This is a genomic window from Clostridium zhoujianii, assembly GCF_051590805.1.
GTDB lineage: Bacteria > Bacillota > Clostridia > Clostridiales > Clostridiaceae > Clostridium.
This window is the reverse complement of record NZ_JBPUTF010000006.1, coordinates 14039-35076: the sequence shown is the minus strand read 5'-3', so window position 1 is coordinate 35076 and position 21038 is coordinate 14039. Positions and strand designations below refer to the sequence as shown.

The window sequence follows — 21038 nt, the reverse complement described above, 5'->3', positions numbered from 1 at the left end:
GAACTGGTTAGTATATATATGATATAATTTCATTATAAATTATTGGGACTATATACATTTAGGAGGATAAAATGGGAGTAAAGATAATAACTGATAGTACAGGTTATATCCCTAAAGAACTAGTTGATGAATATGATATTTCTATCGTGTCATTAAACGTTGTTTTAAATGGAGAGAGTTATAGGGAAGTAGATTTAGACAACGTAGAATTTTATAAAATGATGGATGAGTCAGGGGAAATACCAACATCTTCACAACCTAGTATGGATGAACTTTTAAAGCTATTTAAAGCTAAAGTAAGTAATGGAGATGATGTAGTAGGAATATTTCTATCTTCTGATATGAGTGGCACATATTCAAGTTCACATTTAGTGAAGGAAATGGTATTAGAAGAATATCCAGATGCAAGAATAGAGTTAATAGACTCTAGAACGAATTGTATGCAAATGGGATTCCAAGCACTTCAAGCAGCAAGGGCAGCAAAGGAAGGTAAATCTATAGAGGAAGTTGTATCTATAGCAAAGAAGGTAATAGATACTAGTAGATTCTTATTTGTACCAGACACCCTTAAATATTTGAAAAAGGGCGGAAGAATAGGTGGTGCATCAGCTTTATTTGGAACGATTCTTCAAATTAGACCTATCCTAACAGTAGAGAAAGGGCAGACAACTGTTTTTGACAAAGTAAGAACTAAAAAGAAAGCAGTAGATACAATAGTAAATAAAGTTATTAAGGATATAGATTCTAATGGATTAGGAGAAGTTATAGTTCATCATATTAATTGTGAGGATGAAGGATTAGAACTTGCTAAAAGATTAGAAGAAAAATTAGGTAGAGCTGTAGGGATACAATCTATAGGGCCAATCATTGGATTACATGTTGGACCTGGGAGCATTGGAGTTGCATACTACACAGAAAGATAAGGAGAGCTTAAGGCTCTTCTTTTTTTTGCTTAGATTAGTACAAATAGATAATAAGATAAAATTAAGAAGTTTAACTAATAATTAAGTCTTTTTTTCTATTTATTTAAGAGTATTTTAAGAAAGGTACTCTAGAATAAAAGTATAAGGTACATAAGCAGGAATAGTGATAAGGGGTATGACATGGAGTGTAAAGATATAAATAATAATATTATAAGTTCATCTTTTAATATAAGAAGTGAGGTTACTGGACTTACAGATAATGAGGTAAGATCAAGGATTGTAAAGGGAGAGGTAAATAAAATACCTAAGGCACCATCTAGAACATTAGGCCAGATGGTTAGGGCAAATTTCTTTAATGTATTTAACGCTCTTAATGTGGTGCTAGCATTAGTTTGTATTATAGCTGGATCACCTAAGGAAGCTATTTTTGCAGTAGTTATTGTAGTTAATAGTGTAATAGGTGTTGTACAAGAACTTAATGCGAAGAAGACCCTTGAGAGACTATCAGTTCTTAGTATGGCTCATGCAAAGGTTTTGAGGAATGGAAATATAAAAGAAATATCAGTAGAAGAATTAGTTTTAAATGACATTGTATACTTATCTACTGGTAATCAAGTATTAGCGGACTGCAAAGTAGTAGATGGAGATGAGTTAGAAGTAGATGAGTCTATGCTTACAGGTGAATCAGATCCAGTATATAAGAAAAAAGGTGATGAAATTTTATCTGGAAGTTTTATTGTTGCTGGGGAAGGGTATGCAGAGGTTCAACAGGTAGGAACACATACTTACTCATCTCAATTAGCAGATGAGGCGAGAAAGTTTAAGATAATTAATTCAGAACTTCAATCATCAATTACTAAGGTTATTAAGTTGCTATTATGGTTAATAGTACCTATAGGAATTATTTTAACAACTACTCAAATGATGTTTACCGGAGCTAACTGGAGAGATGCTTCAATTGGAGCGGTATCTGGTATTATCGGAATGGTACCAGAAGGATTAGTACTGTTAACAAGTGCTACCTTTATAGTTTCAGTAGTTAAGCTTGCTAAGTACGAAACTTTAGTGCAACAATTATCTGCAACAGAGGTACTTGCAAGGGTAGATGTGCTTTGCGTAGATAAGACAGGAACTATTACCGAGGGGAAATTAAAGCTTGTAGATATAGTTAATTTAGATGGCAATAAGGAAGAGGTAGATGAGGTGTTATCAGCCTTAGTTCATAATTTACCTAGTAAAAATCCAACACAAGAAGCAATTCTAGAAAGGTACTCAGAAGAACTAGAAGTAGAGATTTTAGAAAAGATTCCATTTTCATCAAGAAGAAAATGGGGCGGAATTATATTAAAAGGTTATGGAACTTGGGTAATGGGAGCTCCTGAAATATTATTAGGTGATAAATATGAGGAGTTTAAAGATAAAGTGGAAGAAGAAGCAAGAAAAGGACGAAGAGTTTTATTACTTGGAAAGGTAGATCAGATATCCTTAAAACAAGGATTATGTGAAAATATTAAAGAAAAAGCATTAATTCTTATAGAGGACGTAATAAGAGAAGAAGCACCTAACGTGTTAACTTATTTTAAAGAAGAGGGAGTAAATTTAAAGGTTATATCAGGAGATAATCCGGTGACTGTATCGGCTGTGGCCATGAGAGCTGGAGTAGAAGGATATGATAAATATGTAGATGCAAGGACATTACCTACAGAATTAGAAGATTTAAAGAAGGTAGTAGATGACTACACTATATTTGGTAGAGTAACTCCACATCAAAAGAAAGATATAATAAAAGCACTTCAAGGAAATGGACATACAGTAGCAATGACTGGTGATGGAGTTAATGATGTATTAGCACTAAAGGAATCAGACTGTGGTATAGCCATGGCAAAGGGTTCAGATGCAACTAAGGCAGTAGCACAATTAGTGCTTTTAAACTCAGATTTCGGAGCACTTCCACATGTGGTTGCAGAGGGAAGAAAACAAATTAATAATTTAGAAAGGGTAGCAGAACTATTCTTATCTAAAACAGTATTCTTTGTATTTTTAGCATTTATATTTTCAGCATTAGTACTACCATATCCATTACTACCAATACAAGCATCATTAGTAGGCTCTTGCGCTATAGGTATACCAGCATTTTTCTTAGCATTACAGCCATCTAATGGAAGAGTTGAAGCAGGATTTTTGAAGCGGATATTATCAACTAGTATTCCTAATGGGATAATTATGGTGGTGTTTGTTACTATAGGATATGCAATGACATATTTTTCAGGAGCTAGTGTAGAGCATAGTAGATCTGTGGCACTTTTAATATTTATTGGAATTAGTTTAGTTATATTAGTAAGGGTAGCATTACCTGTAACAAAATTTAAGTTATCCTTAGTAATTGGAATGATAGTGTGTATAGGAATTTGTTATATGACACCTGTGGGAAGAATGGTATTTACATTAACACCAATAACTATTAAAGAGTGGATTATAGCAGGAGGATTTACAGTTGCTTCATGGCCATTAATCTCTGTAACTGTAGTGGTAGTGAGAAGATTAATGAATGGAAAGGCAAATATTCAAGTAGCTTAAGATAATTAGTAGAGTAGATGATATATAAGTAAGAGTTGTCATCTGCTCTTTTTTATTTTATTAGAGTGTTCTATTATGTTGACAACTAATGTTAATTATAATAGAATTTAAATGTAATTTAATAATATATGTCCTCATAGTTCAATGGATAGAATAGTCCCCTCCTAAGGGATAGATGTAGGTTCGATTCCTACTGGGGATACCAAATAGGAAAAAAGAATGGTTTAAACATTAAGTTTAATCCATTCTTTTTATTTTTACTAAGGTATATCAGTTTATATTATGAGTTATCTCCCAAACCATTCATTAGCTATTGGTTGAATGAAATGAGGTGTAAGCTCCATAACACGATAGTCTTGGATACCAGAAACCTTAAGTGGATCAGCGGAAAGATAAGCTTCTACTTTTTCAAGTGACTCAGCTTTCATAATGGATAATCCACCACTCTCATCAGATTTAAGTCCTGATACTAGTATTAATCCTGCATTTGCTGCAGTTGTAGAATAGGCTATATGTTCATTCATAATATTTTCATCTATTGGAGCTGATTTATTTATTGTACCTTCTATAATAAAAAATTTCATTTTTATAATCCTCCTTTATTTGGAATGTATACATAATATTATATCATATTAATTACTTGTTGATAGTATATATTAAATAAAATGGCGAAATTAATTTAGTTATTGACTATATAGTAAGAAATTCTTATAGAGACTCAGCTATTAGGAAAGCCGTTCGATATGATACAATATTAATTAAATTAATTATAAATCGTATAATTATAAAGGGAGATGAAATATTTGATGATGAGTACAGTCTTAGGTTTTATATTTATAGCAATGGTATTTATGGCTTTTGGAATATTTTCGATAATTAAACCGAACTTAATTGGTGCAGAGCTTAAGTGGGTTAAATATAAATATATTTATTTACCTAAATATGAGAAGTCAACAAATGAATACTATCATAAACAGATAAAAGTTGTAGGTGTAGGTTTGATAGGAGCAGCAATTATAATGATAATAATTTCAGCAGGTTATTTTATCAATCCAGATATAATATCATTATTTAAATAGATTTAAAAAGAATAATATTTGTTGTAATATGATTAATAGCCTGTTGAGTAGATGTAACTTAAACTCTAGTGCAATATCTACTTAATAGGGTTATTTTTGTGAGAGAAGAAAATTTAATAATGATAATATTACAAAATATGGTACACTTATCTGGTAATAGTATAAAATTGTGAAATATAGTTTATTTATATATTAAGTGAAAGGCGGCCACATATATGAAGACACCAATTTTAGAGACAGATAGATTGATTTTAAGGCCATTTTGTATAGGAGATACACAGGAAGTCTTTGATTGTTGGGAAAGTGATGCTGATGTAGCCAAGTATATGTTTTGGACTAGTCATAATGACATAAATAAAACTATTAGCTGGATAAGAGAAGAAACAAGTAAAATAGACTCTGATGATTGGTATAGGTGGGCAATTCTATCAAAGGAGACGGGATATTTAATTGGGACTGGATTAATCTATATTGAAGAAGAGTACGGTAAATTTGAAATAGCATATAATTTAGGAAAAAAAGCTTGGGGATTTGGATATACAACAGAAGCAATGAAAAGAGTTATTAAATTTGCAAAAGAAGAATTAAGGATAAAAGAAATAAGGGGTAGGCATGCCAAAGAAAATCCTGTTTCAGGGAAGGTATTAGAAAAGTTAGGATTTATATACATTAAGGATATACCCTATAAATGTAATATGGGAAAAAAATTATATGAAGGTAGAGAGTATACTTTAAAATTATAATTAATAAAGACTTGGAAGATATCCAGGTCTTTAAATTTTTAGTAATAGGCTAAGAGTTGTACCGCAAGAATGTGATTTGTTGATAACTAATAGGATATATGGAGTAAATGTGGATAAGTTATTTGAAAATAATAGAGATGTGGATAAAAATATAGTTAGTGGAGAATATATATGGTTAAAAATTATGTATCACTAGATAATAAAGAAAAAAATCTGGTTTATAAATTTATTACTAGAAGAGAAGAAGAAAAGAAAACAATAATGGAAATAGAAAAGGATATTAAAATAGATACCTACAATTATGGTAAGGGTGTACTATTTTACTTCGAAGATGGGAGAGTATTAGGTAAAGTTTCAGTGGTTTTGGAAGTAGCAGAAGTTATGCATGTTGCTTATATACATAATATAGATATATTAGAGGGAATAGATAATAAGGAGAAGGTGCTAAAAGAGTTAATAGAGAGAGGATCATTAATTTCTAAAGAATATAGTGCTACTAAAATTTTATTAGGAATAAGAAATAATGATGTATTAAAGGTGGCAGAAGCTATTGAATTATACAGTGAATATTCATCATTTATTATGATATTAGAAGAAAGAAAAAGTAAAGCAGAGATTCTAGATATAGTTCCTATATCTGCTGAAAATTTAAATGAGTATGTAGATAATTATAATAGTTCGTTTATGGACATGCCACATGGAACATATATTGATTTAAAAGAAGCTAAGGGATATCTAGAAAAAGTAGATGGAAATAATGGATTTTTTTTAGTTAAAGCTGATGGAATTACTATTGGATTTATGAATGTGTCTATAGAAAATAATGAGGGTTTTTTTGATATTGGATTAAGAAAAGAGTATAGAAAACAAGGATATGGAAAAATGTTATTAGAAACGGCAATAGATTTTCTTAAGAAAAAGGATACAGAAAAAATATGCTTGATTGTAATTGAAAAAAATTCTGTGGCGTATGAAATGTATAAGAAAAGAGGATTTAAGGTGTATTCTAAGATAAGTAATTGGATTCAAATAGAGTAGTTTTTCTGAAATTTATCATTTCTATAAAATCTAAAAATAATATGTTATAATAAACAATAAAATAAAAAGTATTTATATATTTAGGAGAGTGATTATTTTTGGACCCTAGTTATACGTTTGAGATAATTCTATTAATAGTATTATTAATAATGTCAGGATTTTTCTCAATGTCAGAGACAGCATTAATGTCTCTAAGTAAGATTAGAACAAGACACATGGTGGAAGAAGAAGTTAAGGGAGCTAAACTTGTTGCAAAGTTAATAGAAGACCCTAATAAGCTTTTAGGAGCTATTCTTATAGGAAACAATATAGTTAATATTGGAGCATCATCAATAGCTACATCTTTAGCAGTAAAGATGTCTGGTGGTAGTGAAGCGGCAGTTGCTATATCAACATTAATTATGACGGTGTTAGTTCTTATTTTTGGTGAAATAACACCAAAGTCTATAGCAAAGCAAAAATCTGAGAAGGTTTCATTACTTGTTGGTAAGCCAATCAAGTTGGTTGTATTCTTATTTAAACCATTTATTTCTATTTTTACAGGAATATCTTCAGTATTTATAAGATTATTAGGTGGAGATCCTAAGGCATCGGAACCATTTATTACTCAAGAAGAGCTAAAGACAATGGTAGGTGTCAGTGAAGAGGAAGGAGTCCTTGAGGATGTTGAGAAGGAAATGATATTTAATGTTTTTGATTTTGCGGATATGCAGGTTAAGGACATTATGGTTCAAAGAGTGGATATTACAGCAGTAGATATAGAAGATACTTATGAACAAGTATTGGACGTAATTAGAACAGAGCAGTTCTCGAGAATACCTGCGTATAATGACACTATAGATAACATAGTAGGTATTTTGAATGTTAAGGATCTTATAATGGCTAATGATAAAACTGGAGAGTTTAAGGTTGAAAAATATATAAGAGAACCCTACTATACATTTGAGTTTAAAAAGATAACAGAGGTCTTTAAAGAAATGAAAAAGACTAGAAACCATATGGCAGTAGTTCTTGATGAGTATGGTGGAACAGTTGGTATTATAACAATCGAAGATTTAATAGAAGAGATTGTCGGAGAGATTGAAGACGAGTACGATGATGAAAACCATATGATAGAAGTTATTAAAGAGGATGAGTATATTGTAGATGGTAGCGCAAGACTTGATGATATAAGTGATTTAATAGGTGTATCAATGGAATCTGAGGACTTAGATTCTGTAGGTGGTTTATTAATTGAAGAGCTTGGTAGAATACCTGATGAACATGAGGAAGTTCTTATTAATAATCTTAGATTTGTTGTAGAGGAAATAGATAAGAACCGTATCAAAAAAGTTAGAATATATACTTAAGGTGGGGTGGCTATTAGCTGCCCTTTCTTGCTTAGGAGAGTATTTTATGGATTTTATGGATTATGCTTTAGAAGAGGGGTATAAGGCTTTTGATAAAGGTGAGATTCCTATTGGGGCAGTTATTGTGAAAGATGGTATAATAATAGGCAAAGGTCACAATGTAAAGGAATTTACAAAGGATCCAACACAACATGCTGAAATTATAGCAATAAAAGAAGCTTGCAAGATCACAGGAGATTGGAGATTAACAGGCTGTGATATGTATGTTACTCTTGAACCATGTCCTATGTGTGCAGGAGCAATATTACAAAGTAGATTATCAAAAGTTTATATTGGAACTTTTAACAAGGATATGGGAGCTTGTGGATCGGTAGTAAATCTAGTTGATAATAGAAGTTTGAATTCTTTTGTGAACACTATATGGACTTATGATGAAAGATGTAGTGATTTACTAAAGAATTTTTTTAGCAAAAGAAGACTGAAAACGGAGGAGATTAAATGAATCCAGTAGCATTTGAAATTTTTGGACTAGAGGTAAGATGGTATGGTGTTCTTATTGGAATGGGAGTTGTTGTAGCATTAGTATTAGCATGGTTCAATTGTAAGAAGAAGAATCTAAGCTTTGATACATTAACAGATGCATTTTTAATTGCATTTCCTTGTGCATTAGTAGGAGCAAGACTGTACTATGTAGCTTTTGAATTTAGTAATTATCAGGATAACCTTATAGATATATTTAAAATAAGAGAAGGAGGATTAGCTATCCATGGTGGGCTAATAGGGGCTTTTTTAGCAGGCTTTATATTTGCTAAGGTTAAAAAAATTAATTTCTTAGAGTATATGGATGTTGCAGCACCATCAATAATATTAGCTCAGGCTATAGGTAGATGGGGAAACTTTATGAATAGCGAAGCTCATGGTGGTCCTGTATCGTACGAATTCATAAGTAAGTTTCCAGAGTTTATTCAAGATGGAATGAAAATTGGAACAAGCTATTACCACCCAACATTTTTATATGAATCTATATGGAATATTTTAGTATGCATTATTCTATTAGTTATTTTATATAATAAGAAGGTGAGTGAAACTGGTATAGTTATTTCAAGTTATATAACTTTATATTCTGTTGGAAGATTCTTTATTGAGGGATTAAGAACGGATAGTTTAATGCTAGGTGGAATGAGGATTGCTCAAATTATAAGCATTATAGGAGTAATGATAGGGTTAGCAGCTATTGTTTATATTAAGAAAATAAAGAAAATTAAGGAATAAGCTATATTTCGATAGGGGAAATATTCTATTGAATTACTATTATATCTATGATATTATAAGGAAGTATCAGATATAATAGTAGGTATGGAGAGATGTCCGAGTGGTCGAAGGAGCACGCCTGGAACGCGTGTATAGGGGCAACTCTATCAAGGGTTCAAATCCCTTTCTCTCCGCCATTGCCGTGCTAGATGGGGAGTCAGCGGTGCCTTGTAACTTGCAATCCGCTATAGCAAGATTGAATTCCCCAGAGAGGCTTTATATTTGTATGGTCTGCCCTATGTAAGTGGTGTTGATAGTCGGGTCCCACGCAACGGAACCCATGAACCTCGTCAGGTCCGGAAGGAAGCAGCGATAAGTGGTCACTTTCGTGTGCCGTGGATTAATCTGGCTTGAGCTAACTGCATAGGTAACGCATATGAATTATTGTCGAACTGGGGTGCACGGTTCATATTTTATTTAAACCCTTTCTTGGTAAAAGGAAAGGATTTTTTTATGGAAACAAAGACATTAAATAGGTTACTCTTCAATAGGATTAACAATATAGGACAAACAATAGGATAAGAAAGAGAGGGAATTCAGTTTACTATGGATACCCTCTTTTTCTTATATTAAAATAAGAGAAGTTTACAATGTGGAAAATTACGGTATAATACTTAGTATTAGAAATATATTTATGGAGGAGGAGCTATGAAAAAAGAAAAGCAAAAGTGGAGCGTGAAGAAAAAAGTAGTAGTTACACTTGTATCAATATTAACTGTGATTTTATTAGGTGCATGCGGAGCAGCTACCTATGGATACTATATGTTTTCTAAAATGGATAATGTTGACATAAATAGAGAAGAAGTATTAAATGAAAGTGGCAAGAAAGATGAGTATAATCATATTACTAATATAGGTTTATTTGGAGTAGACCGTGGTGGAGATGAAGGCACTAGTGGGCTATCTGATAGTAATATGATATTGACTATTAATAAGAATACTAAGGAAATTAAATTAAGTTCTATTATGAGAGATACTTACTTAACGCTACCTGGAGTCGGAGATAATAGAATAAATGAGGCCATGATTATTGGTGGCCCAGAGCTAATGTTAAAAACAATAAATCATAATTTTGATTTAGATATAGACAAATTTATTACTGTAAATTTAAATTCATTACCAAAGATTATAGATAAGATAGGTGGGCTTGATATTGAAGTTGATAGTGATGAGTTTAAATGGATAAATAGCTATATAAATGATATCAATAATAAGAATAGAACTAATGAACCTCCTGTTAAAGGTCCAGGTAAACAACATTTAAATGGAACCCAAGCTACAGCATATTGCAGAATAAGGTATACTGAAGGAACTGATTTTAAGAGAACAGAGAGACAAAGGCATGTATTTTCCTTAATATTTAGCAAGTTAAGTAATATGAGTACAGGAGAATTATATAATTTTGTTAATGAAGTCTTACCTTTAGTTACTACTAACTTAAGTTATGGAGAAGTAACGTCAATTGGTACAGATATCTTAGGGATAGGAAAAGTAGAGATTCAACAAAATAGATTCCCTAATGACGGAGATCATTGGAGCACAAATGATGTTCCAGGTGATTATAGATTAAATATAAATAAAGAAGTCACTACTGAAAAGATGCATAAATTCATATATTCGGAGTAATCAAAAAGATAAAAGCTAATGTTACAATCAACATTAGCTTTTATCTTTATTTTCTTTTTAAATCTATAAATTCAAATTCAATATTATTTTTAGGATCTATTTTTTCTCCTGAGGAATATGTAATTTTCCAATCTTTAAAATTAATATCAGGGAAGTGAGTATCACCTTTATAACCCTTTTTAATTTTAGTTAAATATAGTTTTTTACAGTGGGGGAATGTTAAATTATAAATTTCGCCTCCACCTATAATAAAAGCATCTTCTTCAGAATTAGCGTATTTATCTAAAACTTCATCTAAGCTATGGACTATATGTACGCTATCAGAATCAACTTTAAAGTTTTTATCTCTTGTTACTACTATATGGTCTCTATCAGGAAGAATTCCAGGTAATGATTGAAATGTTTTTCTACCCATTATAATAGTATGATTCATAGTAATTTCTTTAAATCTTTTTAGATCCTCAGAAATATGCCATAATAATTTATTGTCTCCACCGATAATGTTATTTTCTGCTACCGCAACTATTATTGATAACATTAAACAGACACCTCCATTTTTATTGCTGGATGATATTTATAATCTTCAAGTCTGAAATCATCTGGAGTAAAGGCATAGAAGTCTTTTATCTCGGGATTAATCCATAACTTTGGAGCTTCATAAGTTTCATTTGCCCTAGTTAATTGTAATTTTATACCCTCTATTTGGTTTTCGTATATATGAGCGTTATTTATAACATGTGTAAATAGTCCTGGCTTTAGTCCTGTTACTTGAGCTAACATATGAGTTAACACAGAGAACTGAGCAGTATTAAATGGAACACCTAGAGGCATGTCTCCAGATCTTTGGATAAGCATACAGTTTAAGTGGCCATCAGTTACATCCCACATTGTTAAGAAACAACAAGGTGCAAGATTCATCTCAGGTAGGTCTTGCCAATTCCAAAGATTTATCATCATTCTTCTGTCTTGTGGATTATTTTTTAAAGCTTCAATTAATTGATCTATTTGATGGAATTTCTTTATTTGATACCCATAGGCTTTTCCAATAGTACCATCTTCACCTTCCCATTCATTCCATATCTTAACACTCATTTCTCTAAGATCTTCTACTATATTTGATTGTTTTTGATATATCCAAAGCATTTCTTTAACTGCTGTTTTAAAAGCTACAAATTTTGTAGTTAGTATAGGGAATTCCTTTTCTAAATTAAATTGCATAATTTGATGTGGCAATTTATATGTAGGCATACCAGTTCTATTATTATCATAGTATCCATTGTCTAAAATATCTTTCACAATAGACAAATATTTTTCATCATAAAGACTCATTTTTTAACCTCCCTAAAAAATTGTACTATTCCTATTTTATCATAGAAATGGTTTTTTGTAATATTAATATTCAATCCATTGGTGTATAATAGTAAGTACAGAAATTATCAATGTTAGAGAGGTGAGAGGCCTTGGCTTATACAGCTTTATATAGAGAATGGAGACCTAAGAATTTTAATGATGTAGTAGGACAGGAACATATAACTACTACACTAAAAAATCAAATATCAAATGACAGAATTGCACATGCTTATCTATTTTGTGGTACTAGAGGAACTGGTAAGACCTCTACAGCAAAGGTTATGGCAAAGGCACTTAATTGTTTAGACTTAAAAGATGGTGAACCTTGCAATGAATGTGAGATGTGTAAAAAGATTAATGAAGGATTAGCAATAGATGTAACAGAACTAGATGCTGCTTCAAACAATGGTATAGATAAAATAAGAGATATTATAGATGATTCAAAATATCCACCACAGGAAGCAAGATTTAAAGTATACATAATGGATGAAGTTCATATGCTATCAATGGGTGCAGTAAATGCATTTCTTAAGACTTTAGAGGAACCACCAGCTAACGTAATATTTATTCTAGCTACTACAGATCCTCAAAAGTTACCAATAACAATATTATCAAGATGTCAAAGATTCGATTTTAAAAGAATTAGTAATAAGGATATATCTGAAAGACTTAGAACTATTGTTACAGCACAGGGAGTTTTGTGCGATGATAAATGTCTAGATTTAATAGCTAGAGTTTCTGATGGTGCTATGAGAGATTCACTTAGTATCCTTGATCAAGCAATTGCTATGGGAGATGGTAGTGTAGACTATGATAGTTTAGTAGGAATGTTAGGGTTAGTTACTAATGAACACTTATTTAATATAACATCAGCTATTATAGAAAGAAATATTGAAAAGGCAATGACTGTTATAGAGAAAATAGTTTTTGCAGGTAAAGATATACATCTATTTATTAAGGATTTAACCGCTCACTTTAGAAATTTATTAATGATTAAGGTAACTAATAATCCAGAAGAAGTATTAGATATGTCTCTTGAAAATATCGATCTTATAAAAGAACAAGGTAGTAGAATAAGAGTAGAAGAGATTATGAGAGATATTAGAATACTTCAAGAAGCTGAAGGCAACGCAAAGCTTAGTAAACAAGGGCGTTTATATTTAGAATTAGCTACAATAAAGATGTGTAAAATAGAGTATGATACTTCAAATGAAGTAATATTAGCAAGAATAAATAAACTTGAAGATGCATTAAGAAATGGTAAGATTAAAGTAGCATCAGCTCCAATATCACAGGGGAGTGGAGGGCAACAAGGACAGAGACCTCAACAAGCTGTTAAGCCAGCTGTACATAGAGAGCAGGCTACAACTTCATCAGTTCATGTTGAAGGAAATAGCGAAGCTATGAGTTCTATAGGCGATATTCAAAGAGCTTGGAAGGATATTTTAGAAGCTGTTAAGGCTAGAAGAGCTATGGTAGTTTATGCATCTATGATGACTGGAAAGCCAATAGCTTGTAGCAATGGAATAGTAACAATACAGTATGATGATCAATATGCCTTTAATAAGCAGAGATTAGAGAAGGCAGATAACCATAGGCTTATAAATGAAGTTGTCTCTGAGGTTATGAGAGAAAACTTAAAGGTTAAATTTACCGTTGAATCAACAGGTAGGGGAGAGTCTGAAAGAAATCCAGAAGATGTATTACTAGAGGCATTTGGAGAATCTGCATTAGAGATAATTGATGAATAAAGGTAATAAGATATAGATAAGTTAAAGATAAAAATATTATAAATCTATGATAGTATTGTTATATAAAATGCTATATAATAGGAAATAGATTTATTATTAAGGAGGAATTATTTATGGCAAGAGGTGGATTTCCAGGTGGCTTCGGCGGCGGAAATATGAACAACTTAATGAAGCAAGCACAAGCAATGCAAAAGAAAATGGAAGATATGCAAAAGCAAATGGAAGTAGCTGAATTTGAGGCTTCTGTTGGCGGTGGTGCTGTAGCTGTACGTGTTAATGGTAAGAAGGAAATTTTAGGAATTAATATAAAGCCAGAAGTAGTAGACCCAGAAGATGTAGAAATGTTAGAAGATCTAGTTCTTAGTGCTGTTAATGAAGCATTAAGAAAGGCAGAAGAAGAAACTTCAAATCAAATGGGCAAATTAACAGGTGGAATGAATATACCTGGTTTATTCTAGGATATAGTTAGAGCATACAGGGATGGAGTGATCTACCTGTATGCTTTATTTAGTTAAGAAAGGAATGGGATGATTATGGATTTTTATCCAGTAGCCATAGAAAAATTAATAGAAGAGTTTGCCAAGCTTCCTAGTATAGGACAAAAGACAGCTCAAAGATTAGCACTTCATGTATTAAATTTACCTGGAGAAGAAGTAAGAGAGTTTGCAGAGGCATTAGTTAAGGCAAGAGGAACTGTAAGGTACTGTTCAGTATGTGGAAACTTTACTGATAAAGACCCTTGTTCAATTTGTGGTAATCCCAATAGAGACGGTAGCATTATTTGTGTTGTTGAGCAACCAAAGGATATAATGACTATGGAAAAGGTTAAAGAGTACAATGGAATGTACCATGTACTACACGGGAACATATCACCAATGCAAGGAAGAGGGCCTCAAGATATAAAAATTAGAGAATTAGTTTCAAGAATGAAGGAAGAAGTTAAGGAAGTAATTATTGCGACTAACCCTAATATAGAAGGTGAAGCAACTGCTATGTACATATCTAAGATTTTAAAGCCTTTAGATGTAAAGGTAACTAGAATAGCAGCAGGTATACCTGTTGGTGGAGATTTAGAATATGCAGATGAAGTAACTTTATCTAAGGCTTTAGAAGGAAGAACAGTTATATAAAAAAAAGGAGGGCCCAATATAAATAGGGCCCTTTAATAGATAGATGGGAGTTTTAGAAGTTTTTGTTTGATAATGAGTGAAAAGCTTCTTATACCATCAATATATGTAGAACAAATAAAAGTGTTACTAATTTTTAAAAAAGCTTGTATACTACCACAATAAGATGTCAAGACTTCAAATAAAGTGATTCTTAGCTTCAGGTGGAAGTTTTCTTAATAGGAATACCCAACTTGCATCTGATGCTTAGAAGAACTAATCCAGGCGCGTAGCAGTGCTTAGCTCCACTTATAGAAGATGGGGCATTAGCAATGGTAGCGATCGGATAAATAGTTTTGGAGGATTAGTTATGAATAAAATTAATATTCTTGAATATCTTATAGGGATGATAGATAGGAAGCCTAAAGTAGATGACATAATAAAAGCCATGGAAGAAACTAAAGCAGAGCTTGAAGCAGCAAGATGCATTTTTGATAATGTACAAGATTCCAAGCTTATAGAAGTAGCTATATACTCAGAGGAAGTAGCAAAAAAGCGTTATGAATATCTTCTAGGTTTAGCTAGAGAAAAAGGACTTAGAGTAAGTAATGAATATGTTTTAGACCAATGTATGAGGTTGGCAGAGTAAATTAAACAGTAAATGGGGTGGGAGAGTGGAGTTATTACAATCTATGGATGATAGAACGAAGCTTATAGTATTTGGAGTAATAGGAGTAGTCATATTATTTATTATATTAAAGCTATTTAAGTGGCCTTTAAAAATATTGTTAAATGGTATTTTTGGAGTAGTGCTTTTATATGTTGTTAATGCAATAGCAGCAAACTTTGGTATTGATATTAACATAGGTATAAATCCAGTAACTGCTTTAGTGGCAGGTATACTTGGTATTCCAGGGGTAGCAGCTTTAGTTATATTCCAATTATTTATGTAAATTATAAAGTTAATATCACAATTCTATCGCAAGCTCAGAATTGTTTTAATTAAAAAAGCTAATCCAACTAGTTATATTTAGTTGGATTAGCTTTTTTTAGGCCATATTAAGAATTAGTTAAGAAAATAGTAAGAAAATATATCTTTAATATTAAGTTATTTCCATTAATATAGAATTATAAGATATTTGGAGGGGACATAATGAAGGTTTTAGAAGTTAAAGGGGTTAAGAAAACCCTTGGAAAAAGAGAAATCATTAAAGGATTAGATCTGTCAGTAAATGAGGGAGAAATCTTTGGGTTCTTAGGACCTAATGGAGCAGGTAAAACTACTACTATAAGAATGTTAGTTGGACTTATATCACCCAATGAAGGGGACATAATAATATGCGGTAATAGCGTTCAAAAGCAAAAAGAGAAAGCGCTTAAGAATGTTGGAGCAGTTGTAGAAAATCCAGAGTTATATAAATATTTATCTGGTAGAGAAAATTTAATGCAAATTGCTAGAATTAGAAAAGTATCTAAGGAAGAAGTTCAAGAAATAATAGAGTTAGTTGGATTAAAAGATAGAATTAATGACAAGGTTAGAAAGTATTCATTAGGAATGAAGCAAAGATTGGGACTTGCAGCAGCATTAATAGGAAATCCTAAGTTATTAATACTTGATGAACCTACAAATGGACTTGATCCATCAGGAATTATAGATTTTAGAGAAGTTGTAAAGAAAGCAGCTAGAGAAAGAGGAATGGCTGTATTCATATCTTCCCATATATTAAGCGAAGTACAAAACCTTTGCGATAGAGTTGCATTTATTAATGGAGGGGTTATTAAATCTATAGAAGATATTCATGATAATACAATGGATACAGAGCTTGATAGCTTAACATTAATGGTTTCAAGTGATAAAGAAAAGGCTGCAGATGTGTTAAAGGGTGTTGGAGATGTTGACTCAGCAACAATTGCAGAAGATGAGATTCACATAATAGCTAAGACTGGAAAGACATCAGAAGTATTAAAAGCACTTCTTGCTAATGATGTAGTAGTAGAAGAAATATTTAAGAATAGAAAAGGACTTGAACAAAGATACATGGAGCTTGTGGAAGGGGGAGTAAGATAATGCTATTTACTCTAATAAAAAATGAATTTATAAAAATATCTAAAAGAGGGAAGACGTGGATAGTATTTGCGTTATTTGCCTTATGTGTTATTGGGGCAGCCTTTTTAAATAATTACTCTGCAAAACAAACTGAATATCATAATTCACCAGAAGGGAGAATTGAACAGTTAAATGATCAAATAAAATGGGCAAATGAGAGAATTGAAAATGCTGAAAAATATAATGATAAGTGGGCAGAAGAAGATAAGGCTCAAGCAAAAAAAGATATAGAAAAGTTTAAGGAAGAAATTAAACTTCAAGAGGAAAGAAAGAAAAACCCAGATGATCCAAATATATGGAAAAAACAATTGGAAGATGAAAAGAAAGGTGTAGAAGAGAGATTAAAAGATACAACTATACCAGAGAGGTATAAGAATTATGATAAAGATAGATTAAAAGAAATAAATATGTATCTAGAAAATGATATGAAGCCAGTAGAAGAATGGGAATTTGATGCTATTAATTTTGCAACAGGTCTACTACAAATGATTGGATTAATAGTATTAGTAGCAGGTATTGCAGTATTTATGAGTGATATTGTTTCAGGTGAATCAACACCAGCTACATTAAAGTTCTTATTAGTGCAACCAATTTCAAGAGGAAAAGTAATATTATCAAAGTTTATAACTGTTGTTTTAACTGTAGTTGGAATGATAGTGGGACTTGAGGTTGCAGCCTTTGGAGTAGTAGGTGCAATAACTGGATTTGATGCAGCGAAGATGCCAAAAGTGATAGGAACAAAATTCTATTTTGATTATTCAGATAGTGTAGCGCAAATTATGCCAGTGGAGAATAGTGGAATACTTTCAACACGAGGAGAAGCTTTATTACAAAGTCTTGCATTACAAGTTCTATTTATTGTTGCATGTTGTGCATTTATATTCTTAATATCAGCAGTATTTAAGAGTAGTATGATAACAATGGCACTATCGGTAATAATATCAGTTGCAGGAACAATGATATGTATAATGTCAAGAGCAGCAGGTAAGTTTGCACATCTTATATTCCTAAATTACGGAAATACAGCTGCTGTTGTTGATGGGAATGTAGCCCTTATGTTTAATAATCCAAGCTTTAGTATGGGCCTTGGAATAGCATTAATGGTAGGAACTATAGTAGTTTCATATGTGTTAGCACATATTGTATTTAGTAAAAAGGATATTTTAGTTTAACTAATAGTAAAGAGGAGCAATTGTAATAGAAAAATTACAGGCTTCTCTTTATTTTTATAGTTGCAGAACATATAGGTATATAACATATCTTATATTTCTTATTTAAACATATGATATATTATTATATATAGAAAAAAGAGAGGAGATATTTTTATGGCAGCAGGTAATGGAGTTAATTGTGGGGAATGCCCAGAAAAGAAGAATGGAAAGTGTGGTGGAGATGACATTGGGTGTCTTTGTTATAAATGTCCTAGGAAATTAGCGCAATGTATGTGTGTGAAATATTGTAGAGAAACTGAGTCTGTTTTATTTTTTGACGAAGATTAAAAAATAAATTTGAAAATATATACCATTTAAAAGAAATATAGTATATAATAGACTTGTAAAGAACACTTGTATATCACAGAAATACATTTGGGGCAGGAATGTATTTGGTATTAAGGTAATTTAGGTGAGATAAATATTAAATATAGGGGAGTTTATAGGTGTATAGGAGCCTGAAAACCCTGATAGAATATATGAACAAATATTTATCCTAAAGTTAAATAAGCGGAATATTAAGGGGGATTATTAAATGATTAGAGTATTAACAAACGACGGGTTAGAAGCAGCAGCAATTGAAAATTTAAGAGTAGCTGGAATAGAAGTTGTAGATGACCATATAGAACAGGACAAGCTTGGAGAAGCATTAAAGGAGTTCGATGCATTAGTAGTTAGATCAGCTACAAAGGTTACAGCTGATGTATTAGATAAAGCTGAAGGTGGAAAACTTAAGTTAGTTGTTAGAGCTGGTGTTGGCGTTGATAATATCGATGTTAAGTATGCTCATGATAAGAATGTTGCAGTAAAGAACACTCCAAATGCAAGTTCAGATTCTGTTGCAGAATTAGTACTAGCTCATATGTTTGCAGTAGCGAGATTTATAAATGATTCAAATGTAACCATGGTAAATGGACAATGGAACAAAAAGAAGTATACAGGAGTTGAAATTGGTGGTAAGACTCTAGGAATTATAGGTATGGGTAGAATAGGGAGATCTTTAGCTACTAAGGCTACAGCTTTAGGAATGACTGTTGTATACAATGATTTATTTGGTAAACAAGAGAATTTAGAATATGAATTCTTAGAATTAGATGAAGTATTAAAGAAGTCAGACTTTATTTCATTACACGTACCATATGATAAAGAAAAGGGTGCTGTAATAGGTAAGGAACAATTTGAATTGATGAAGGAGGGAGCATACTTAATTAACTGTGCTAGAGGTAATGTTGTGGATGAAGCAGCATTATTAGAAGCTTTAAATAGTGGTAAAGTTTCAGGTGCTGGAGTGGACGTATTTGCTAAAGAACCAACTACAAATACAGATTTAGTAAACCATCCAAGAGTAAGTGTAACTCCTCATATTGGAGCATCAACTCAAGAAGCTCAAACTAGAATTGGAGATGAAGTAGCATCTACTATTAAGGAATTCTTTAATATTTAGTAAAAGGAGGATAGTCGAATATGGCTATAGTTAAAGCGTTTAAAGGAATAAGACCTGTTAAGGACTTAGCTTCAAAAATAGCAGCCCTTCCTTATGATGTAATGAATAGTGAGGAAGCTAGAGAAATGGTAGAGGGAAATCCTTATTCATTTCTTCATGTTGATAAGGCTGAAATAGATTTAGATCCTTCAATAGATGTACATGATAAGAAGGTTTATGAGAAGGCCAGAGAAAATCTTGATAATATGATTAAAGATGGCCAATTTATGCAAGATGATAAACCTTGTTTATATATATACAGACAAATAATGAATGGAAGAGCACAAACAGGACTAGTATTCTGTGCATCAATAGATGATTATATAAACAATATAATTAAAAAACATGAATTCACTAGAGCTGATAAGGAACAAGATAGAATTAATCATGTAAATTATTGTGATTCCAATACAGGTCCAATATTCTTAACTTACAGAGAGGATGAAGTAACTTCAGAAGTAATAAAAGAATGGACAAAAGAAGGAACAAAAAGAAAACCAGTTTATGATTTTGTATCAGAGGATGGTATAGGTCATCAAGTATGGGTTATTGATAATGAAATTATAGTAGAAGAAATAGTAGCTTTATTTGGAGAAATAGAGCATCTATATATTGCAGATGGCCATCATAGATCAGCTTCAGCAGTAAAGGTTGGATTAATGAGAAGGGAAGAGAATTCAGACTATACAGGAGAAGAAGAGTTTAACTATTTCCTAGCAGTTGCATTCCCAGACAATGATTTAATGGTAATGGACTATAATAGAGTTGTTAAAGATTTAAATGGATTAAGTAATGATGAATTCTTCAGTAAATTAGAAGAAAAGTTTAATATATCAGAATCTAAGGAAGCTGTTAAACCAGCTACTAAGCATACTTTTGGTATGTACATTGAAAATAAGTGGTATCTACTAGAGGCTAAGGATGGAATATTTAATCCTAATGATCCGATAGAAAGCTTAGATGTAGCAATACTTCAAAATAATGTATTAACTCCTATTTTAGGAATAGAAGATGTAAGAACTTCTGATAGAATAGATTTTATTGGAGGAATTAGAGGTCTTAAAGAACTAGAGAGAAGAGCTAATAAGGATATGAAGGTTGCATTTTCAATGTATCCAACAGAAGTTAGTGACATAATGGATGTTGCGGATACTAATCAGGTAATGCCTCCAAAATCTACTTGGTTTGAACCAAAGCTTAGAAGTGGATTATTTGTTCATAAGTTAAGTTAATATATATACAAAGGTGTATCAAGATATTATGTTATTTTGATACATCTTTTTTTACATATTTAATAGATAGGTATTGTTTTTTTAGTAGATGCTTTAATAATATGCTAAATTATACAAAATATGTTGTTATAAAGTAAAAATTAATATAATAG

The 21038-nt window shown here is 31.6% G+C and carries 22 protein-coding genes, 2 tRNA genes and 1 other RNA gene; 22 read left to right on the top strand and 3 right to left on the bottom strand.

Annotation, left to right across the window (positions count from 1 at the left end; translation table 11 throughout):
- Positions 1-71: 71 nt before the first annotated feature.
- The 3 genes from ACSYT2_RS17790 to ACSYT2_RS17780 all read left to right on the top strand — a co-directional run bounded on the left by ACSYT2_RS17790 (position 72) and on the right by ACSYT2_RS17780 (position 3705).
- Positions 72-923 carry a DegV family protein gene (locus ACSYT2_RS17790; RefSeq protein WP_438385338.1) on the top strand — a complete coding sequence of 284 codons (852 nt, stop codon included), beginning with the start codon at positions 72-74 and terminating at the stop codon, positions 921-923.
- A 180-nt stretch (positions 924-1103) separates the two neighbouring features.
- Complete coding sequence (locus ACSYT2_RS17785) at positions 1104-3500, top strand: cation-translocating P-type ATPase (protein WP_438385336.1); 2397 nt, start codon at positions 1104-1106, stop codon at positions 3498-3500.
- A 130-nt stretch (positions 3501-3630) separates the two neighbouring features.
- A tRNA-Arg gene (locus ACSYT2_RS17780) sits at positions 3631-3705 on the top strand.
- A gap of 82 nt (positions 3706-3787) precedes the next feature.
- On the opposite strand, the gene ACSYT2_RS17775 is transcribed toward ACSYT2_RS17780, so the two are convergent.
- A complete protein-coding gene (locus ACSYT2_RS17775) occupies positions 3788-4084 on the bottom strand; it encodes a YciI family protein (protein ID WP_438385334.1) in 297 nt (98 codons plus the stop codon).
- 219 nt (positions 4085-4303) lie between these two features.
- Here ACSYT2_RS17775 and ACSYT2_RS17770 point away from each other — a divergent pair, with 219 nt between their 5' ends.
- The 9 genes from ACSYT2_RS17770 (at position 4304) to ACSYT2_RS17730 (ending at position 10646) form a co-directional block, all read left to right on the top strand.
- The gene (locus ACSYT2_RS17770; protein ID WP_430858094.1) at positions 4304-4579 is read left to right on the top strand and encodes a hypothetical protein; all 276 of its coding nucleotides are present in this window, start codon (positions 4304-4306) and stop codon (positions 4577-4579) included.
- Positions 4580-4794: 215 nt separating this feature from the next.
- The gene (locus ACSYT2_RS17765; protein ID WP_438385332.1) at positions 4795-5322 is read left to right on the top strand and encodes a GNAT family N-acetyltransferase; all 528 of its coding nucleotides are present in this window, start codon (positions 4795-4797) and stop codon (positions 5320-5322) included.
- A gap of 171 nt (positions 5323-5493) precedes the next feature.
- On the top strand, positions 5494-6360 hold the full coding sequence (locus ACSYT2_RS17760; RefSeq protein ID WP_438385331.1) for a GNAT family N-acetyltransferase: 867 nt from the start codon (positions 5494-5496) through the stop codon (positions 6358-6360).
- Positions 6361-6458: 98 nt separating this feature from the next.
- Positions 6459-7709, top strand: coding sequence for an HlyC/CorC family transporter (locus tag ACSYT2_RS17755; RefSeq protein WP_430858097.1), 1251 nt, complete (start codon positions 6459-6461; stop codon positions 7707-7709).
- A 46-nt stretch (positions 7710-7755) separates the two neighbouring features.
- Positions 7756-8211: a nucleoside deaminase gene (locus ACSYT2_RS17750; RefSeq protein ID WP_430858098.1), complete on the top strand. Its 456-nt coding sequence runs from the start codon at positions 7756-7758 to the stop codon at positions 8209-8211.
- The gene (lgt, locus tag ACSYT2_RS17745) at positions 8208-8981 is read left to right on the top strand and encodes a prolipoprotein diacylglyceryl transferase (protein ID WP_430858099.1); all 774 of its coding nucleotides are present in this window, start codon (positions 8208-8210) and stop codon (positions 8979-8981) included. Before ACSYT2_RS17750 ends, lgt begins: the two co-directional genes overlap by 4 nt.
- An 86-nt stretch (positions 8982-9067) precedes the next feature.
- A tRNA-Ser gene (locus ACSYT2_RS17740) sits at positions 9068-9157 on the top strand.
- 3 nt (positions 9158-9160) lie between these two features.
- An RNA gene (ffs, locus tag ACSYT2_RS17735) (signal recognition particle sRNA large type) lies at positions 9161-9425 on the top strand.
- 243 nt (positions 9426-9668) lie between these two features.
- Positions 9669-10646 (top strand): LCP family protein, encoded by a 978-nt coding sequence (locus ACSYT2_RS17730; RefSeq protein ID WP_430858100.1) that lies wholly within the window; start codon positions 9669-9671, stop codon positions 10644-10646.
- Positions 10647-10692: 46 nt separating this feature from the next.
- On the opposite strand, the gene ACSYT2_RS17725 is transcribed toward ACSYT2_RS17730, so the two are convergent.
- Both ACSYT2_RS17725 and ACSYT2_RS17720 read right to left on the bottom strand, forming a co-directional pair.
- Complete coding sequence (locus ACSYT2_RS17725) at positions 10693-11184, bottom strand: dihydrofolate reductase (protein ID WP_438385329.1); 492 nt, start codon at positions 11182-11184, stop codon at positions 10693-10695.
- Entirely contained in the window at positions 11184-11975 is a 792-nt protein-coding gene (locus ACSYT2_RS17720; protein WP_438385327.1) for a thymidylate synthase, read from the bottom strand. Before ACSYT2_RS17720 ends, ACSYT2_RS17725 begins: the two co-directional genes overlap by 1 nt.
- Before the next feature lie 131 nt (positions 11976-12106).
- Between ACSYT2_RS17720 and dnaX the strand changes: the two genes are divergently transcribed.
- The 10 genes from dnaX to ACSYT2_RS17670 all read left to right on the top strand — a co-directional run bounded on the left by dnaX (position 12107) and on the right by ACSYT2_RS17670 (position 20886).
- Positions 12107-13747, top strand: coding sequence for a DNA polymerase III subunit gamma/tau (gene dnaX, locus ACSYT2_RS17715; RefSeq protein ID WP_438385325.1), 1641 nt, complete (start codon positions 12107-12109; stop codon positions 13745-13747).
- Positions 13748-13860: 113 nt separating this feature from the next.
- Positions 13861-14205 carry a YbaB/EbfC family nucleoid-associated protein gene (locus ACSYT2_RS17710; protein ID WP_430858104.1) on the top strand — a complete coding sequence of 115 codons (345 nt, stop codon included), beginning with the start codon at positions 13861-13863 and terminating at the stop codon, positions 14203-14205.
- Positions 14206-14280: 75 nt separating this feature from the next.
- Complete coding sequence (recR, locus tag ACSYT2_RS17705) at positions 14281-14877, top strand: recombination mediator RecR (protein WP_430858123.1); 597 nt, start codon at positions 14281-14283, stop codon at positions 14875-14877.
- A 346-nt stretch (positions 14878-15223) separates the two neighbouring features.
- The gene (locus tag ACSYT2_RS17700; RefSeq protein ID WP_430858105.1) at positions 15224-15502 is read left to right on the top strand and encodes a DUF2508 family protein; all 279 of its coding nucleotides are present in this window, start codon (positions 15224-15226) and stop codon (positions 15500-15502) included.
- A gap of 43 nt (positions 15503-15545) precedes the next feature.
- Positions 15546-15806: a pro-sigmaK processing inhibitor BofA family protein gene (locus tag ACSYT2_RS17695; RefSeq protein ID WP_430858125.1), complete on the top strand. Its 261-nt coding sequence runs from the start codon at positions 15546-15548 to the stop codon at positions 15804-15806.
- A gap of 200 nt (positions 15807-16006) precedes the next feature.
- Positions 16007-16921 (top strand): ABC transporter ATP-binding protein, encoded by a 915-nt coding sequence (locus ACSYT2_RS17690; RefSeq protein ID WP_438385322.1) that lies wholly within the window; start codon positions 16007-16009, stop codon positions 16919-16921.
- The gene (locus tag ACSYT2_RS17685) at positions 16921-18132 is read left to right on the top strand and encodes a DUF2705 family protein (protein ID WP_430858107.1); all 1212 of its coding nucleotides are present in this window, start codon (positions 16921-16923) and stop codon (positions 18130-18132) included. Before ACSYT2_RS17690 ends, ACSYT2_RS17685 begins: the two co-directional genes overlap by 1 nt.
- 153 nt (positions 18133-18285) lie before the next feature.
- Positions 18286-18459: a hypothetical protein gene (locus ACSYT2_RS17680; protein WP_430858108.1), complete on the top strand. Its 174-nt coding sequence runs from the start codon at positions 18286-18288 to the stop codon at positions 18457-18459.
- A 247-nt stretch (positions 18460-18706) separates the two neighbouring features.
- On the top strand, positions 18707-19615 hold the full coding sequence (locus ACSYT2_RS17675) for a D-2-hydroxyacid dehydrogenase (protein WP_430858109.1): 909 nt from the start codon (positions 18707-18709) through the stop codon (positions 19613-19615).
- A 20-nt stretch (positions 19616-19635) separates the two neighbouring features.
- A complete protein-coding gene (locus tag ACSYT2_RS17670; protein ID WP_438385320.1) occupies positions 19636-20886 on the top strand; it encodes a DUF1015 domain-containing protein in 1251 nt (416 codons plus the stop codon).
- The last annotated feature ends 152 nt before the right edge of the window (positions 20887-21038 follow it).

Excerpts from the sequence above, each read along its gene's own strand:
- ACSYT2_RS17790 (WP_438385338.1), top strand. The coding sequence starts at position 72 with ATGGGAGTAAAGATAATAACTGATAGTACAGGTTATATCCCTAAAGAA.
- ACSYT2_RS17785 (WP_438385336.1), top strand. The coding sequence starts at position 1,104 with ATGGAGTGTAAAGATATAAATAATAATATTATAAGTTCATCTTTTAAT.
- ACSYT2_RS17775 (WP_438385334.1), bottom strand. The coding sequence starts at position 4,084 with ATGAAATTTTTTATTATAGAAGGTACAATAAATAAATCAGCTCCAATA.
- ACSYT2_RS17765 (WP_438385332.1), top strand. The coding sequence starts at position 4,795 with ATGAAGACACCAATTTTAGAGACAGATAGATTGATTTTAAGGCCATTT.
- ACSYT2_RS17760 (WP_438385331.1), top strand. The coding sequence starts at position 5,494 with ATGGTTAAAAATTATGTATCACTAGATAATAAAGAAAAAAATCTGGTT.
- ACSYT2_RS17750 (WP_430858098.1), top strand. The coding sequence starts at position 7,756 with ATGGATTTTATGGATTATGCTTTAGAAGAGGGGTATAAGGCTTTTGAT.
- lgt (WP_430858099.1), top strand. The coding sequence starts at position 8,208 with ATGAATCCAGTAGCATTTGAAATTTTTGGACTAGAGGTAAGATGGTAT.
- ACSYT2_RS17730 (WP_430858100.1), top strand. The coding sequence starts at position 9,669 with ATGAAAAAAGAAAAGCAAAAGTGGAGCGTGAAGAAAAAAGTAGTAGTT.
- ACSYT2_RS17725 (WP_438385329.1), bottom strand. The coding sequence starts at position 11,184 with ATGTTATCAATAATAGTTGCGGTAGCAGAAAATAACATTATCGGTGGA.
- ACSYT2_RS17720 (WP_438385327.1), bottom strand. The coding sequence starts at position 11,975 with ATGAGTCTTTATGATGAAAAATATTTGTCTATTGTGAAAGATATTTTA.
- ACSYT2_RS17710 (WP_430858104.1), top strand. The coding sequence starts at position 13,861 with ATGGCAAGAGGTGGATTTCCAGGTGGCTTCGGCGGCGGAAATATGAAC.
- recR (WP_430858123.1), top strand. The coding sequence starts at position 14,281 with ATGGATTTTTATCCAGTAGCCATAGAAAAATTAATAGAAGAGTTTGCC.
- ACSYT2_RS17700 (WP_430858105.1), top strand. The coding sequence starts at position 15,224 with ATGAATAAAATTAATATTCTTGAATATCTTATAGGGATGATAGATAGG.
- ACSYT2_RS17695 (WP_430858125.1), top strand. The coding sequence starts at position 15,546 with ATGGATGATAGAACGAAGCTTATAGTATTTGGAGTAATAGGAGTAGTC.
- ACSYT2_RS17690 (WP_438385322.1), top strand. The coding sequence starts at position 16,007 with ATGAAGGTTTTAGAAGTTAAAGGGGTTAAGAAAACCCTTGGAAAAAGA.
- ACSYT2_RS17685 (WP_430858107.1), top strand. The coding sequence starts at position 16,921 with ATGCTATTTACTCTAATAAAAAATGAATTTATAAAAATATCTAAAAGA.
- ACSYT2_RS17680 (WP_430858108.1), top strand. The coding sequence starts at position 18,286 with ATGGCAGCAGGTAATGGAGTTAATTGTGGGGAATGCCCAGAAAAGAAG.
- ACSYT2_RS17675 (WP_430858109.1), top strand. The coding sequence starts at position 18,707 with ATGATTAGAGTATTAACAAACGACGGGTTAGAAGCAGCAGCAATTGAA.
- ACSYT2_RS17670 (WP_438385320.1), top strand. The coding sequence starts at position 19,636 with ATGGCTATAGTTAAAGCGTTTAAAGGAATAAGACCTGTTAAGGACTTA.